The 16,119-nt window shown below is 63.9% G+C and carries 16 protein-coding genes; 7 read left to right on the forward strand and 9 right to left on the reverse strand.

Annotated features, from left to right (window positions below; translation table 11 throughout):
• The first annotated feature begins 133 nt into the window (after positions 1–133).
• The 4 genes from DM807_RS16120 (at position 134) to DM807_RS16135 (ending at position 3,322) form a co-directional block, all read left to right on the forward strand.
• The gene (locus DM807_RS16120; RefSeq protein WP_179027554.1) at positions 134–916 is read left to right on the forward strand and encodes an MlaA family lipoprotein; all 783 of its coding nucleotides are present in this window, start codon (positions 134–136) and stop codon (positions 914–916) included.
• Positions 909–1,139, forward strand: coding sequence for a hypothetical protein (locus DM807_RS16125; RefSeq protein ID WP_012271625.1), 231 nt, complete (start codon positions 909–911; stop codon positions 1,137–1,139). The genes DM807_RS16120 and DM807_RS16125 overlap by 8 nt, the downstream gene beginning before the upstream one ends.
• Before the next feature lie 140 nt (positions 1,140–1,279).
• Entirely contained in the window at positions 1,280–2,512 is a 1,233-nt protein-coding gene (locus DM807_RS16130; protein WP_012271624.1) for an MFS transporter, read from the forward strand.
• A gap of 36 nt (positions 2,513–2,548) precedes the next feature.
• The gene (locus DM807_RS16135; RefSeq protein ID WP_012271623.1) at positions 2,549–3,322 is read left to right on the forward strand and encodes an AraC family transcriptional regulator; all 774 of its coding nucleotides are present in this window, start codon (positions 2,549–2,551) and stop codon (positions 3,320–3,322) included.
• 22 nt (positions 3,323–3,344) lie between these two features.
• Here the strand turns inward: DM807_RS16135 and DM807_RS16140 are convergent, their stop codons facing one another.
• Positions 3,345–4,307: an aliphatic sulfonate ABC transporter substrate-binding protein gene (locus DM807_RS16140; protein WP_179027555.1), complete on the reverse strand. Its 963-nt coding sequence runs from the start codon at positions 4,305–4,307 to the stop codon at positions 3,345–3,347.
• Positions 4,308–4,321: 14 nt separating this feature from the next.
• Positions 4,322–5,278, reverse strand: a complete 957-nt coding sequence (locus tag DM807_RS16145; RefSeq protein ID WP_425326929.1) for an ABC transporter substrate-binding protein — start codon at positions 5,276–5,278, stop codon at positions 4,322–4,324.
• A 277-nt stretch (positions 5,279–5,555) separates the two neighbouring features.
• On the opposite strand from DM807_RS16145, the gene DM807_RS16150 reads away from it, so the two are divergent.
• On the forward strand, positions 5,556–6,704 hold the full coding sequence (locus DM807_RS16150) for a M14 family metallopeptidase (protein ID WP_060492832.1): 1,149 nt from the start codon (positions 5,556–5,558) through the stop codon (positions 6,702–6,704).
• Between the two features lie 66 nt (positions 6,705–6,770).
• Here DM807_RS16150 and DM807_RS16155 read toward each other — a convergent pair whose 3' ends face one another.
• From DM807_RS16155 to DM807_RS16185, 7 genes are all read right to left on the reverse strand, one after another.
• Complete coding sequence (locus DM807_RS16155) at positions 6,771–7,742, reverse strand: Csu type fimbrial protein (protein ID WP_012271619.1); 972 nt, start codon at positions 7,740–7,742, stop codon at positions 6,771–6,773.
• Entirely contained in the window at positions 7,739–10,036 is a 2,298-nt protein-coding gene (locus tag DM807_RS16160) for a fimbria/pilus outer membrane usher protein (RefSeq protein ID WP_012271618.1), read from the reverse strand. Before DM807_RS16160 ends, DM807_RS16155 begins: the two co-directional genes overlap by 4 nt.
• 108 nt (positions 10,037–10,144) lie before the next feature.
• On the reverse strand, positions 10,145–10,921 hold the full coding sequence (locus DM807_RS16165; protein ID WP_060514144.1) for a fimbrial biogenesis chaperone: 777 nt from the start codon (positions 10,919–10,921) through the stop codon (positions 10,145–10,147).
• Between the two features lie 40 nt (positions 10,922–10,961).
• Positions 10,962–11,465, reverse strand: coding sequence for a Csu type fimbrial protein (locus DM807_RS16170; protein ID WP_179027557.1), 504 nt, complete (start codon positions 11,463–11,465; stop codon positions 10,962–10,964).
• A 3-nt stretch (positions 11,466–11,468) separates the two neighbouring features.
• Positions 11,469–12,002, reverse strand: a complete 534-nt coding sequence (locus DM807_RS16175; protein ID WP_012271615.1) for a Csu type fimbrial protein — start codon at positions 12,000–12,002, stop codon at positions 11,469–11,471.
• Positions 12,003–12,020: 18 nt separating this feature from the next.
• Positions 12,021–12,557, reverse strand: coding sequence for a Csu type fimbrial protein (locus DM807_RS16180; protein ID WP_012271614.1), 537 nt, complete (start codon positions 12,555–12,557; stop codon positions 12,021–12,023).
• 30 nt (positions 12,558–12,587) lie between these two features.
• Entirely contained in the window at positions 12,588–13,115 is a 528-nt protein-coding gene (locus DM807_RS16185; protein WP_069942807.1) for a Csu type fimbrial protein, read from the reverse strand.
• 267 nt (positions 13,116–13,382) lie between these two features.
• Here DM807_RS16185 and DM807_RS16190 point away from each other — a divergent pair, with 267 nt between their 5' ends.
• A complete protein-coding gene (locus DM807_RS16190) occupies positions 13,383–15,629 on the forward strand; it encodes an ATP-binding protein (RefSeq protein ID WP_179027558.1) in 2,247 nt (748 codons plus the stop codon).
• A 15-nt stretch (positions 15,630–15,644) separates the two neighbouring features.
• The gene (locus tag DM807_RS16195) at positions 15,645–16,106 is read left to right on the forward strand and encodes a response regulator (RefSeq protein ID WP_012271611.1); all 462 of its coding nucleotides are present in this window, start codon (positions 15,645–15,647) and stop codon (positions 16,104–16,106) included.
• Positions 16,107–16,119: the final 13 nt, after the last annotated feature.

Here is a 16,119-nt window from a genome sequence, read left to right on the forward strand (position 1 = left end):
CTTTACGGCCATCGCCACGCGGCCGTCATATATTTCAACCCTGTAACAATGTGTCCGAGCAGAGACAATCCAGACATTCCCAGGCAAGAAAAACCGGGCAGCATCGCCGCCAGTTCTTGCCAGGAATGCACCTATGTCCCGTTCATCCTCCACCTCCCGCTCGGCGCGCTCTGCCGCGCTGGCATTGTCGCTGCTCATGGCCGCAGGCTGCAGCCAGCGCGCCCCGGCCAGCATGGCCTGCGGCCCTGTTGCCTATCAGGTCAGTGACCCGGCGGAGCCCGCAAACCGCGTGGTGTTTGCCTTCAATCGCACGGTCGATGACTACCTGCTGACCCCTGTCGCCCGGGGCTACTCTGCGCTGCCAGATTTTGCCCAGCAGGGCGTGCACAACTTCGCCAGTAACTTCGGGGAGCCCAAGGTGTTCGCCAACGACCTGCTGCAAGGCAATGGCGAACGGGCAATGACCAGCCTTACCCGCTTCATCTTCAACACCACGCTCGGTGTGGCGGGGTTGGTCGATGTGTCCGGCAAGATGGAGCTGAGCCAACACCGCTCGGACTTCGGCCAGACCTTCGGCGTTTGGGGCATCGGCAATGGCCCCATCGTCGAGCTGCCGCTGCTGGGCTCGCACAATCTGCGTGACGCCACCGGCACGGTCTTGAGCATGGCGGTGGACCCGTTCGGCGATCACAGCGATACAGTCGATACACTCACTACCGTGGCCACTGCCGGGCACGTCGTGGACGGCCGCGCTGCCGCGCTACCGGTGACCGACTTGCTGCACACCTGGCCCGATTACTACCTGGCAATGCGCGATTACACCGCGCAACAGCGCAGTAACCTGGTGGCGCAAGGCAAGGCAGGCGAACCTGGTACGTGGCAAGCCAAGTGCCCGCAGGTACCCGGCCATGAATGATGCCCACGCCGCCATGCTGCTGTTCCGGCGCCTGGAGGGTGCCGCCCGGCAACCGCTGTTGCTGCACGAACTGGAGGCCCGGGTGTCTGCCGATGGCCGCAATCTGGTCCTCAGCCGCTATCGCGAACGCTATACCGCCGAGGGTGAGCCCTACCGGCACGAGGCTCACCGCAGCGTACCGATCGCTGCGTTGCTGCGCTGGATGGCAAGGCACGAACGGTAAAAAGGCCTTACGGGCACGGATGCCGCACAGATGCCCGAAACGCGGCAGTGGCTGCCTGTTCGGCGTGAGACAGGCAACCCAGGCACTGGCTAACCTGCGGCGGCAATGCCTTGCTCCCTTGCCACAGAAGAACCTTGCCCATGACAACCTCTACCGCCTCCATGGCCACCGCCACGCCTGCCGACCAGCCTCAGGGCTTCGCGGTCCGTATCGTCGGTGCCGCCGCATTCGCCCACTTGCTCAACGACTTGATCCAGGCCGTACTGCCGTCGATCTACCCGATGCTGAAAAGCGATTTCGCGCTGAGCTTCGCCCAGATCGGCTGGATCGCCTTGATCTACCAGGTGACCGCCTCGCTGCTGCAACCTTGGGTCGGCATGTTCACCGACAAGCACCCACAACCCTACCTGCTGCCGGCCGGCATGTTGGTGACACTGGTGGGCATCGCCCTGCTCGCCTTTGCCGGCAGCTATGAAATGCTGCTGGTGGCGGCCGCCGTGGTCGGCGTGGGCTCGGCGACCTTCCACCCCGAAGCCTCGAGGGTGGCCAGGATGGCCTCCGGCGGGCGCTTCGGCACCGCGCAATCCGCCTTTCAGGTCGGCGGCAATACCGGCTCGGCCCTCGGCCCGCTGCTCACCGCCGCCGTCGTCATTCCGCACGGCCAGCCAGCCATTGCCTGGTTCATGCTCGCAGCCGCGCTGGCGGTAATGGTGCTGCTGCGGGTGACCGGCTGGAGCGTGCGTCACGGCCAGGCCCGGCTCAAGACCTTCGCCAGCCAGCAGGCGCCCGGGTTGTCGCGCAACGCCATGTGGCGCGCGGTGGTGGTGATCGCCGTGCTGATGTTCGCCAAGTTCGTCTACATCGCTTCGTTCACCAACTTCTTCACCTTCTACCTCATCGAGCATTTCGGCCTGAGCGTGCAACACAGCCAGCTGTACCTGTTCGTGTTCCTCGCAGCCGTGGCGCTGGGCACCTTTGCCGGCGGCCCGGTGGGTGACCGTATCGGGCGCAAGGCAGTGATCTGGGTCTCGTTCCTCGGCGTGGCGCCCTTCGCACTTGCCCTGCCCCATGCCAACCTGGCCTGGACAGCGGTACTGGCAGTGGCCATCGGCCTGGTGATGTCCTCGGCTTTCGCAGCGCTGGTGGTGTATGCCCAGGAGGCAGTGCCAGGCCGGGTCGGCATGGTCTCGGGAGTGATGTTCGGGCTGATGTTCGGCATCAGCGGTATCGGTGCCGCCGGCCTCGGCGAGCTGGCCGACCGGTATGGCATCGAGTGGGTGTACCAGGCCATCGCCTTCCTGCCGCTGCTGGGGCTGGCCACCGCGCTGCTGCCGGCTACCCGCTCACAAGCCCGGCCCAGCCGTTGCTGCTAAAGTGGCGCTGCCAGGCTGCATCTAGACGAGGACACGATGGTAAAGCCGCAGCGTGAATTGCTGGTGGAGGTCGATGGGTGGACCTGGGAAGTGGGTAGCCGCGCGACGGACTACCCGAGCGACTGGTTCATCGAGCCCCATCACCATGCCAAGCATCAACTGATCTATGCCATCAAAGGCCTGATGATCGTCGAGTCCGGCAACGAATGCTGGACTGTGCCGCCCAGCCGCGGTGTATGGATGCCTTGCGGCCAGGTGCACGCCATCCGCTGTGTCGGTGATGTGAAAATGCGCAGCGTGTTCGTGCGCACCGACGCGGCGGCGGGCCTGCCCCTGCAGAGCAAGGCCATCAGCATTTCGCCGCTGCTCAGTGAGCTGATCAAGGCCTCGGTGGGCTTTACCGCGCCGTTTGCCGAGGACTCGCGAGAAGCCCGGGTGATGCGCCTGATCCTCGACGAAATCTGCGTACTGCCCACCTTGCCGCTGAAGCTGTCGCAGCCCAGCGACAAACGCTTGCGGGTGATCTGCTCGGCGTTGCATGAACGGCCCGACGATAATGCCACCGTAGCCGACTGGGGCCTGTATCTGGGGGTGGACGAAAAGACCATCCAACGGTTATTCCGCAAGGAAACCGGCATGACCTTCGGCCAGTGGCGCCAACAGGCGCGACTGATGCAGGCGCTGGAACGGATTGCCCTGGGCGAGCGGATCATCGATGTGGCGGGCGCACTGGGGTATGACAGCCCCAGTGCCTTCGCCAGCATGTTCAAGCGCCAGTTCGGCACTACGCCGAGCCAGTTCTTCAAATAGCCTGCAGGCTATAAAGCCATCCTCAGTCAACAGCCTGGGGCTCGAACACAGTCACCGCCCGCGCATCCACCGGTTTGGGCAGCAGCCCTTCACGGTAGAAGGCATCGGCAATACGCTGCTGCTCACCCAGGTGGTCCAGTTGCACCGGCTGCACGTCATAGCTGCGCCGGCCATTGGCCTGCTGCACCGTGGCGCTGTCCAGGTTGCCCCACAACGGTCCCAGCACCCGGGCCGCCGCGGCAGGGTTGGCCTTGGTCCAGGTACCGATCTCGCGCAGCGCCTGATACACCTGCTGAAGCACTTCAGGGTGCGCCGTGGCGTAGTCGCTGCCGGCCAGATAGTAACGCTGGTAACTCGCCAGCTCGCTGCCATCGGCCAGAATGCGTGCATTCTGCTGACGCTGGGCACTGGCCACGTAAGGGTCCCAGGTGACCCAGGCATCAACCTTGCCATTCTCGAAGGCCGCGCGGCCATCGGCAGGGATCAGGTACGCCGGGGTGATGTCCTTGAAACTCAAGCCGGCCTTGGCCAGGGCCTGGATCAACAGGTAGTGGCTACCCGCCGCCTTGGTCACCGCCACGCGCTTGCCCTTGAGATCGGCCAGTGTCCTGAGCGGCGAGTCGGCCGGAACCAGGATGGCCTGGGCCGAAGGGGACGGTGCCTCACGGGCAAAATAGGTGAGCTTGGCGCCGGCTGCCTGGGTGAACACCGGCACTGTATCGGCCACGTCCGCCGACAGGTCGACATTGCCCAGGTTCAGTGCCTCCAGCAACGGCAAACCACTGGGGAACTCATGCCAGCTGACGCGAATGCCTTCGGCTTGCAGGCGCTGCTCCAGCGTGCCGCGTGCCTTGAGCAAGGTCAGCAGGGTGGAGGATTTCTGGTAACCGATGCGCAGGGTCTGCTCGGCGCTGGCAAGCGACGGCAGCAGGCCACCGAGCAGCAGGCCCAGGGCCAGGTGGCGCAGGCGTTTGCGGTGCAGCATGGGGTGTCTCCAGGTCAATGTTGGGCCAGTGAGTCAGTGGCGGGCACGGTAAAGCCAATGGCGAAGGTCGGGCCAACGTCCAGGCGCTGATTCATAAGGCCGTGGGCGTGGTAGAAGTCGGCGGTTTCCTGTTGTTCACTGATGGTCTTGGCGTCGATGACCTGCCAGTGCAACTGACGGCGTTCAAACTGCAGCCGCGCGGCGCCCTCCGGGAAACCAATGATCGCCGCCAGGGTTTTCGAGTAGCTGTCCAGGTGTTGGTAGGCCCACACCTGGGCACCCGCCAGGCGGGCCAGGTAGTCCTGCAGTGCAGCGTGCCGAGCCGGGTCGTCCAGCGCCTTGTCGGTAGCGGCCAGGAAACTGTTGCCGCTGGACAGCCCACGGCCGTTGACCAGCACCCTGCCCTGGCCGCTCAGCTCGGCCAGAGCGGTGTAAGGCTCCCAGGTTGACCAGGCATCCACCGAGCCGTTGGCCAGGGCGATCTTGGCGTCGACCGGGCCGAGAAAGCGGAACTCCACGTCTTTTTCGCTAAGGCCGACCTGATCCAGTGCCTTCAGCGCCAGGTGATGGCCAATAGAGCCGCGGCCGGTGGCGATGCGCTTGCCCTTGAGCTCGGCGGCGCTTTGCAAGGCTGCATCGGGGCGCACCAGCAGCGCTGTGCCGTAGGGGTCGGACTTGTCCACGGCAATGGCCTTGACCGGCGCCCCGGAGGCCAGCACGAACAGCAATGGTGCGTCACCGATGATGCCGGCATCGATCGCCCCGGCGTTCAGTGCCTCGGCCAGGGGGGCGGCTGCGGGGAATTCGGCCCAACGGATATCGTAAGGCAAGTCGCGCAAGGCATCGGCCGCCTCCAGCTGGGCACGCATGTTTCCTTTCTGGTCGCCGATGCGCAGGGTCAGGCGTTCGCTGGCGAAAGCCTGGGTGGTCAGCAGCGTAGCGGCTGCGAACAGCAGCAGGCGAGATCGAATGGACATCCGCAGTTCCTTGCAGGTAAGAGAACGCTGAATGTAACGGGCAAAACCAGATAAATGAAATTGATTTTAGAGCTAAGCTAATATGCAAAAAATATAGATACTTATCTGACCAACGCTGGCCGCGGCAGCTCGATCACAGCCTGCCCGACAAAAGCGCGCACGAACTTGTCCCGTCACATTCCGATACCGCCATGTCATGCAAACAGACGCAACAATCCTGCCAAGCCGTGTACAGTACCCTTACAACAATACCCGCAAAGGAGCCCGGCACATGACCGTGACGCTGTCCCCCCTGCAGATCGACTGCGACTTCGATTCCGGCAACATCCAGGTGCTGGATGCCAGCAACCCGGCCCAGGTACACCTGGCCATCCGCCCGGACACCCACAGCGGCCACTACCAATGGTTCCATTTCAAGGTCAGCGGGCTCACCCCGGGGCAGGTGCATCGCTTCAGCCTCGACAACGCGTCTGGCTCCTCGTACAAGAACGCGTGGAGCGGCTACAACGCGGTGGCCAGCTACGACCAGCAGAGCTGGTTCCGCGTGCCCAGCCGGTTCGACGGTACGGCGCTGTCGTTCGAGGTAAAGGCTGAACAGGAACATATCTGGTTCGCCTACTTCGAGCCCTTCTCTCGCGCCCGACACAACCAGCTGATCGAACGTGCACGGCAACTGCCGGGGGTCGAGTTGCTGGCCAGCGGCCGCAGTGTCCAAGGCCGCGATATCCCGCTGCTGCGCGCCGGTGACGGTGCAGATGGCAAGCGCAAGCTCTGGCTGATTGCCCAGCAACACCCAGGCGAGCACATGGCCGAATGGTTCATGGAAGGCGTGATCGACCGCCTGCAGGCCAACGATGCAGTGGTTAAGCAATTGCTGGCCAAGGCTGACCTTTACCTGATCCCCAACATGAACCCCGACGGCGCCTTCCTCGGCCACCTGCGTACCAACTTCAAGGGCAAGGACCTCAACCGCGCCTGGCAGGACGCCAGCATCGAACTGAGCCCAGAGGTGTTCTTTGCTCAGGCGCAGATGAAGCAGTACGGCGTGGACGCGTTCATCGACGTGCATGGTGACGAAGAGATTCCGCACGTGTTCACCGCCGCGTGCGAGGGCAACCCAGGCTACACCCCGCGACTGGAAAAACTCGAAGCGCAGTTTCGCAATACCTTGTGCAGTGTGACCCGCGACTTTCAGACCGTGCACGGCTATACCCGCGACGAGCCTGGCCAGGCGAATACGACGCTGGCCTGCAATGCCGTGGGCATGGCACATGACTGCCTGTCGCTAACGCTGGAGATGCCATTCAAGGACCATGACGACGCGCCCGATGCGGTAACCGGCTGGTCGGGGGCACGCTCGAAGGCCCTGGCCGGGGCGGTGCTGGAGACCCTGGCAAAAATGGTGGGCGATTTGCGCTGAGCCAAGGCTGACGCGGCCCTACAGGGGCCGTGTCAGCGGCAGGCATCAGGCTCCGTCAGAGCTGCATCAGAACTGCACATCCAGTATCACACTGTCGGTATAGGTCGCTGCAGGCGGTGTCGCCTGGTCGGTATAGACCTTGGCGTTGTAGTTGAACACCTGGCTACCCGTACCAGTCCCCACACCGGGGTTGACGTCGGCATCGGTGCTGGAGCGCCTGGCAGCCCCGGTCGCGCCCCAGCGCACCGTCCCAGCACTTTTGAAAATGTCATAGGCCAGGTAGTTGTTGGCCGCCGACTTCATCCGCCGCCGCCCAGCGGACACGTTCTGCCCGTCATCCAGCCCCACCGTGTAGCTGCTGCCCTTGGTGCACGACACGTTTATACCCTGGCTCACAGTGCCGAACCCTGCCACCACCGGCGCACTGGCGAAGCTGATGTTGGGGGTGGTGATCTGGCAGTCGTTGGTCACCGTCAGGCTCACGTTCAAGGTCTGGCTACCTGAACCGATGTCACGCCCAAGGCATATCCCTAACGCGCCAATCCCCGAACAATAGTTCCAGCTCCAGGCCACGGTCAGGTTCTCTTGGTACACCCCTGCCGCGACATTGCTGCCAATCTGGGTACGCATGTAGATAGGCACCGCTTTGGGCGTGGTGCCGCCGAGCAGCCCTAGCAGGTCGATGATACCGTTGCGAGCGAAGTCGTAGGCCAGACCGCGGGTGATCGGGTAGTTGGTGCTGTTGTCGGCATACAGTGTGTAAGAGATGACATCGCCTGTCGGGCCGACCAGCCCGCCCGAGGCGGGCGTGATGGTTGCGTAGAAATGATCATTGCTGCTGAGCAAGGTGAGTAGCGAGCCGGTGCACTGCAAACCGGAGTTAAGGGTGGAAGCCGTCTGTACCGTGGTGCGAACCTGCGTTGAATTGAGGCTGCCAAACGCCGCCGGCAACGTGGCTACCGACGAACAAACCGCCCAGGCCGTACCCGTCGGCAACAGCAGCACGCTCGCCCACAGACCACGCACCCAGGCATTCATCGGCACACCAGCGGGCCAATCAAGGGCACCGAGCCTTGTGACTCAGGCAGGTCGAATGCCACCTCGCAATGCCCGCCGCCTTCAATTTCCACCTGCAAGCGGTTATGCGGCGACAAGTTCTCCAGGTAGACCAACCCGTCCCAACCCACCACCGCCTGGCCGCCACTTTCTGTGTGGGTCACACGGCTACCCAATTTGAGCACCTGCTGGTCGCCATCCACCAGCTCGACGCTGGCCGCCATGACCCGCTTGAGCGGGAACTCCAGCAAGTAACCGCTGCCCCGTCTTACCGCCACACGCTGCTCCACGTCTGGCGCCAGCACATCCGGCGGCAGGTCCATGGGGTCGATTTCGTACTTGCCACGGTAGTAACCGCTGCTGTACGGCACCAGCAAGTGCCCCTTGGCATCGGTGCGGCCAACGTCCTGGTTTTCGTAGCGCACCGGCACATCGGCGTAGCCTGCGGTACTGACTACCACGAAGGCATCATCGATGCGGTTGGCTGCAAACACCCCGGCATCCATCCACACCAGAGAACCACTGGCGTCAGCCCAACGGGTCATTTCACCGCTACTGCCATACACACCCGCCTGCAACTGCACCGATTGCAGGCGCCAAGTGACGTCGGCCTGGCGATAGGCATCCCGGTCGCTGCCTGCGGCATAGCCCAGGTTGTAACCAACGCCGACACCCGCTGGCACCGCGTGGCTGTAGTTGACCCGCTGCAGTGTCTCGCCTTCTTTACTTCGCTCCATGCCCAGCGCCAGGGTGCCGTGCAGGTCGAACGGAATCACCAACTGCGCCTGCACCGCCCACTGGCTGTCACCCACTTCGCGGTTGGCCGACAAGTACACGCTGCTGCTGCCCCACAGCGGCTTGCTGTAGCTCAGGTTGATCAGCCGAGTACGCGTGCCGTCACCGGCGCGTACATCGAAGTAGCCGGCGCCAATGCTGCCGTACTCGTTCAGGTTCAGGCTGAGGGTGACCTGTTCGCTGCGCTTGCTCAACTGCATGTCCGGAAGGTCGACCCGGGTCAGGTCGGCATAGTCACCATGGCGTTGCAGGCGCTGGTAACTGAAGCCGATGCGCTGGCTGTTGTACTGGTACCCAAGGGCGACCTGGTGGCCCTTCTCGCCATCGAACTGGCTTTGCGCCAGGGCGGCATTGAGCACGCCGAAGTTGCCCAGCCGCATGTTGCCACCCAGCCCGCCCAGCATCAGCGACTCGGCAGTTTCGGCGTGGGTTTCGAGGGTGAAGAAGTCACTGAGCCCATAGCGCAGGCTGCCCGAGGCCACACCCGGCCCATAGCTGAAATCGCGCACGCCGTAATCACGGCGCAGGCTGCCGGCGGCCACCGAGTAGTCCGTCAGGCCCTTCTGCAGCAGGCTGCTGGTGACATAGAACGGCAAGGTCGTCGACACCTGCCGGCCAAGCGCATCGGTGGTGACCACCACCGCCTCCCCGGCGCCGTTGATGAACGGCACGTTGGTCAGGGTGTACGGGCCTGGCTGCAGCTCGGTAGTGCTGGACTTGAAACCGTTTATGAACAGGTCGAGCGACGTCGGCACCGCCGCTTCGCCTGCGAACGCCGGTAACGGGTAAGTGACCAGGTCGGGGCGCGCAGCGAAGTCACGCGACAGCTGCACGCCGCCCACCCGCACCGAGCTGCTCCAGGGCAAAGCGCCAGTCACGAAGTCACCGGCTTCATAGGACAGCAGACGCTGCTCGTCAGTGAAGCGCCAAGTAGTGTCATAACGCATGAAGCCTTGGCGCGTATCATCCGCCTGTGCGCCATTGAATGACTGGCGCCACTGCCCGGTACTGGAGAAAGTGCCCCAGCTGTCAAACAGGCGCAGCTCGTTCCAGGCGGCCAGGTAGGTGCCGCCTTCATCGGTGTCATTGAGGTACAGGTCGTAGTTGAACAAAGCGCCAAAACTGCTGCGCGCATCACTGGCCGGGTACAGGTTGCGGTCACCCACTTGCTGGTCTGGCAACCAGGCCGGCGGCACCTGCAGCAGCAGGCGCTGGTTCTGGCTGTCGTAGTCGGCATGCAACCCCGCGATGCTTTCCAGGGCCACCTCGCCCTGGGGGCTGCCAGGCAACGAAATACCGGCTGACCGCAAGATGTCGCTGTCCAGGTACAGCTGCCCGGCCCGCTGCTGCACCGGGACCAGTTCAGCCCTGGGCATCTGGTTCACTACCAGGTCGAGGTACAGGGTGGCTTCGGCGATGGCGGACATCTCCGTGGGCGGTGGGGGCAGGTCGTCGGCCAACGCCAGCCCTGGGCTGACCATGACCAGCCCCAGGCACCAACGGCGAGTCGTCGCCGAAAGCTTTTTCACACACGGTTTCCGACCATTGCCGGGTACTCCCTGACCCCTGCACTGCATTCATTTGCTGGCTCATTGGCCTTGGCGAATAGCGTCCGCCGTACCCTGCCCATTGACCCTGCCCTTGAGCACGCTACCGCTGCTGGACACCTCGGGAGCAGGCCAGCGCATGCTGGCGCCCGGCAGCACATAGCCCAGCAGCCCCTCGGCCAGTGGTTTGCTCTGGCTGCCTTGCTGCACCACTACATCGGTCAAGCGCGCATGCACGGGGCCAGTGTTGCGCAGTTCAACGTAAGGCTTGCCCTGCACGGTAACCGGGCGCCAGCTGAGCTGCGGCTTGCCCACACCCTCGGCATTGCGCTTGCCGTCAGGGTCGGCCTTGCCCCACAGCCCTTCGCCATAGACGAACAGCGGCACCGAATAACGCATTTGCAAACGAATGGCCGCGGTAGCGCCGGGGTCGGCTTTATCGACCGGGATGGCGGGCGGGATCTCGTCGATGATGATGCGGTAGGCCTGCTCCTGGCCGGCGGGTGATGAGCCCGTACGGGTCAGGCGAATCAGCTGCTTCTGCCCTGGGGCAATGTTGGCGACCGGCGGGCTGCCGATGATTTCGCGCTGCGCCTGGAACTGTTCCTGGTAATCACCCTGGCGCCAGGCGAATACCCGCACCTGCAAGTTGGCCGGCGCAGTACCGCGGTTTTCCAGCCACAGGGCGCCCGCCTTCTGGTCGGCCTCCAGCACCGGGTCGATCGGCCAGATCAACACCGAGGTGGCCGCCCCGGCCGGCAAGCTTGCCAGCCACCACAACCCGATCAATCCTCGCGCCCACTTCGCGCCTACCCGCATGCAGCTCTCCTTAGACACTTGTCGTTGGTGGCGCTGGTGTTCACCAGGTCACCGTCACTTGCACCACATCGGTGTAGGTCCCTGCCGGCAGCGTGCCGGTCAGCTGGACCCGCCCGTACACCGGCAGCTTGATCGCCGTCGGGTCGGCATAGCTCACGGCCACGCTCTGGCCGATTCCCAGGCTCTGGCTGTAGGCCGCGTCCCGGTACAACTGGTAGGCCAGCACTTGCGTGCCGCTCGATCGTTTCAGGTTGCGGGTGCCACTGGCACTGTTCTGCCCGCCATCCAGGCTCATGCTCATGGCCACGCCTGGCGTGCACTGGAAGGTCACGGTAGAGCCACCCAACGACGTGCTGAGCAACCCCGTGGACAGCGCGGACTGCGAGCCATAATCGAGCGTGCCGTAGCTGGTGACACCCCCCACCACCAGGCAACCGGCGACAATCTGCGCCGTCACCGTGAATGTACTGGTAGTCACCGCCCCCAGCGGGGCGGCCAACAGCATGCCGATTCCGCTCAGGCCACTTGCCAGCCAACCGCGCATGGTTCAGAACGACAGCTCGACCGAAATCGTGTCGCTGTAGACCCCTGCGGGCAGGCCCGCCTTGCCCACGGCCTTGCCGTAAAGGTTGACGGTCTGGGCCGCGCCAGTACTGGTTGGCAGGGTGATGGTGCCGTCAATGGCCAGCAACGTCGTACGGCCGGAGTCGGTATAGAGGTCGTACGGCACGAAGTTGCCAGCGCCATCGGCGAGCGCACGCGTGCCACCGCTCGACTGGCCGTCATGTAGCCCTGCACGCACTTTGATGGCAGGCACCGTACCCGCCGAGCACAGGATGCTCATAGCACCGCCCCCACCACCCAGCACCTGGGCATTGGCAGTGGTGAACAGGGCATCCTGAGTGCCAAAGTTCAGAGCGCCGAAGTTCAACCCCGAAGTGCCCGAACTGCCGTTGACCTGGCACGCGGCAATCAGGGTCAGCGTCGAGGTGATGTTCCCGGTCACCGTGGCGGCCTGGGCCTGGGAAGCCAGTGCCAGGCCAAGGCCTGCGAGCATGCAGCATGAAAGGTTCGTTCGCATCGGAGTCTCCTTGCGTGGTTACCAGTCCAGGGTCACTCTGAGGGTGTCGCGGTAAAGCCCGGCGGGCAGCGCGCGCGGCTGCGCCACTACCACGCCGTAGATGGGAATCGGCACTTGCTGGCTGCTGCGAATGGTGAAGGCGCGCGCCTGGCCGATGCCGTAGCGGCTGTTGCCGCCAGGGTCGACTGCCAGCTGATAAGGGATCAGTTCACGGCCATTGCTCAGACGCCGTATACCGTCGTCGCCATTCAGGCCACCATTGATGCGCACATTGAAAGCCCGGACTTCGGGCGTGCAACTGATCTGCAGGCTACCCTCGCCGCCCACTTCGTCCACCCGGCTGCGCAATGGCTGGTCCCAGTTCGGGCCGCGCTCGCCAAAATCCAGCACCCCCGGGTTGCCCAGCACGGCCGGTTGTGTCTCGTTGCTGCTGATCTGGCAGGCCGCGCTGATCACCAGCCGCGCCTGGATGAAACCTGTGGTGCTGCCATGCGCCTCACCACCAGGTACCAGCAGCGGGCCGAGGGTAAGCAACAGGATCGAAGTGCGGTTCATGGCATGGCGTCCTTGTGCATGGTGGCGTCCCTACCAGGTGACTGTGACTTTGAGCAGGTCGGCATACAGCCCTGCATTCGGTACCCAGGCCAGTTTGTCGATACGTGCGTACAGAGGCAGCTCAACCGAGCCACTGTCCGGCACCCGCGCCGACTGGGCCACCCCCACCGCCAGAGGCTCGCGCCAGGCAGCATCGCGGTACAAGCGATAAGGAATGGGCCGGGCCGTGCGGTCGCTGCTGGCCAGGTAGCGCAATTCGCCGACGCCACCATGCTGGCCGCCATCGACGCGTACCTGGTAGGGGGTGCCAGGGTTGCACTCAAGTCGCGGTGGGCGCTGGCTCAGCAGTACCCCGCTCAAGGGCGCGCCAGGGCCATCGAGGCGTGCCGACACACCCAGGTCGATCCTCCCCAGGGCTTGGGCTCCCGCGTCGCGTGTCTGGTTGACCAGCATGCAGCCACGCTGCACCAGTACCCGCACTTCCACGAGAAAATCCGCTGCCACGGTACTGCCGCTGAACAACAGGCCCAACAGCGCGGCCAGATAGCGCTCCGTCACCTTGTTATCCTTGTCGAAACGTCTTGGTTTGAGCGTAGCAGCGAGGCAGCGCAACCGTGGTGGCATCAAGCCATTTTTTTGTATTAGCGATAAAGCGATAGCGCCCCTTCAAAAAAAGCCTGAACGGCACAGAACCCCAGCGCACCGGCGTGCCTCCAATGGCGAGAGCCGGTAAATGTGCCGGGTTTCTGTTAGGGTGAACCAGTCTCATCCTGCCCCAGGCACCTATGCCATACATGGACGGACATGACAGGAGCGCTTTCATCGATGACTGCAGACAACACGCTGGCAGACGCCATGGAGCGCTGTGCCCAAGAACCGATCCACCTGCCGAGCAGCATCCAGCCTCATGGCTTTCTGCTGGTACTGGACGCCACCGACCTGCGCGTGCTGCAGGCCAGTGAAAACGTCGAGCACTGGCTGGGCTTGCCGGCCCAGGAGCTGATCGGTTGCCCCTTCGCCAATCTGGTCAGCGACGGTTTCGACCTGCACGCGCACCTCGCACGGCTGCCGGAAGATGAAATTTTCCCCTTTCACATCGGCGACGTGCGCTTGCGCCAAGGCGCGCCCCACAGTGAGCCGCTGCACTTGCTGGCCCACTGTCACGACGAAGTACTGATTGCCGAGTTCGAACCCCCGCGCCTGCCACCGGAGCTGGCCGGGCAAGGCGACTACTACCCATTGGTGCGCAACTTCGTCGGTAGCCTGCAACTGGCCACAAGCCTTGAGGATCTGCTGCAACAAACGGTGGTGCAGCTCAAACGCATCACCGGCTTTGGGCGGGTCAAGGCGTACCGGTTCGATGCCGATGGCAACGGTCAGGTGCTGGCGGAGGTGGCCGACCCTGGCTACCCCAGCTATCTGGGCCTGTGTTTCCCGGCCGCGGACATCCCGCGCCAGGCGCGCGAGCTGTACCGGATCAACCGCATCCGCGTGATCGAGGATGCCAACTATCAGTCCTCCCCCCTGTTACCGGCCGCCAACCCTCGCACCGGCAAGGCACTGGACATGAGCTTCGCTGCACTGCGCAGCGTGTCGCCGATACACCTGCAGTACATGCGCAACATGGGCACGCTGGCCTCGATGTCGCTGTCGATCGTGGTCGATGGCGAGCTGTGGGGGCTGGTGTCGTGCCACCACCATCAGCCACGCCCGGTGGACTTGCGTACCCGCACAGCCTGCGAGTTGCTGGCCAGCGTGCTGTCGTTGCAGATCGAGTCCCGCGAGGCCGATGCCAGCACGCGCAAGTTGCTGGCACTGCGTCAACACATCGTGCGCATGATCTCGTCCATGGCTGACCACGACAGCGTCAGCGACGGCCTGCGCGAACTGCCTCAGGTTTTGTTGGCCTTTGCCGGTGCCCAAGGTGCGGCGGTAATCTCGGCCGAACGCTGTGACCTGATCGGCCAGACCCCACCCGAAGCCCAGGTGACCGCGCTGGTGCACTGGCTTGGCCAGCGTGGCGAAGACAGCGTGTTCCAAAGTGACAACCTGCGCCGCGACATCACAGACCTGCCCGAACTGGCAACCCATGCCGGTGGTGTGCTGGCGGTGGCCATCTCGCAAATCCACTCGCACTACCTGCTGTGGTTCCGCCCCGAGCAAGTGCGTACGGTAAACTGGGCCGGCCAGCCGACCAAGCAGGTGGGGCCACAGGGCAACCTCCACCCACGACACAGTTTTGAACGCTGGCAGGAAGAACTGCGCGGCTATTGCGAGCCCTGGGACCCGCTGGTGATCGAGGGCGTGATGGAACTGCGCACCGCGGTGCTGGGCATCGTCCTGCGCAAGGCCGAAGAGCTGGCGCAACTGGCGGGCGAGTTGCGCCGCTCGAACAAAGAGCTCGAGGCGTTCTCCTACAGTGTTTCCCATGACTTGCGCGCGCCCCTACGGCACATCGCCGGCTATACCGAGCTGCTTGGCGAAATCGAAGGCCAAGGCCTGAGCGAGCGCGGCAAACGCTTTTTGCAGCACATCGGCGAAGCGGCGCACTTTGCCGGCAGCCTGGTCGACAACCTGCTCAACTTCTCGCAGATGGGCCGCTCGGCCTTGCGCTTGTCCGACGTCGACCTCAACGCACTGGTCGAGGCCATTCGCAGCGAATTGACCCCAGATTACGAAGGCCGCGCAATCGTTTGGGACATCGCCCCGCTGCCCAAGGTGATCGGCGACCCGGCGTTCATCAACATGGCATTGCACAACCTTATCGCCAATGCCATCAAGTACACGCGCGGGCGTAACCCTGCCCGCATCGGGATCAGTGCCGTACAGCACCCTGGCGAAACCGAGGTCTGCATCCGCGACAATGGCGTGGGCTTCGACATGGCCTATGCCAACAAGCTGTTCGGCGTATTCCAGCGCCTGCACCGCATGGAAGACTTCGAAGGCACAGGGATTGGCCTGGCGAGCGTGCGCCGTATCATCGAGCGCCATGATGGCCGGGTCTGGGCCACTGGCCAGATCGAGCAAGGCGCCAGCTTCCACTTCACCCTACCCCGAAACACTGCTACCTGAGGCATCGCTACCATCATGCTCAAGCCCATCCTGCTGGTCGAAGACAACCCCCGGGACCTGGAACTGACCCTGCTGGCCCTGGAGCGCAGCCAATTGGCCAACGAGGTCATCGTGCTGCGCGACGGTGCCGACGCGCTCGACTACCTGCTGCGCCGCAACGCCTATGCCGAGCGCGATGACGGCAACCCTGCCGTGCTGTTACTGGACCTGAAACTGCCCAAGGTCGATGGCCTGGAAGTGCTCAAGGCTGTGCGCGCCACCGCCGAACTGCGCAGCATACCCACCGTGATGTTGACCTCCTCGCGCGAAGAACCCGACCTGCTGCGCGCCTATGAGCTGGGGGTGAACGCCTATGTGGTCAAGCCAGTGGAATTCAAGGAATTCGTCGCCGCCATCTCGGACCTCGGGGTATTCTGGGCCGTGCTCAACGAACCACCACCCGGCTCACTGCGGCTAAACCGTCGCGGTAGTAACTGAGGCCGCCGCAACG

Origin of the sequence: Pseudomonas hunanensis (genome assembly GCF_013393325.1) — a bacterium.
Taxonomy (GTDB): domain Bacteria; phylum Pseudomonadota; class Gammaproteobacteria; order Pseudomonadales; family Pseudomonadaceae; genus Aquipseudomonas; species Aquipseudomonas putida_P.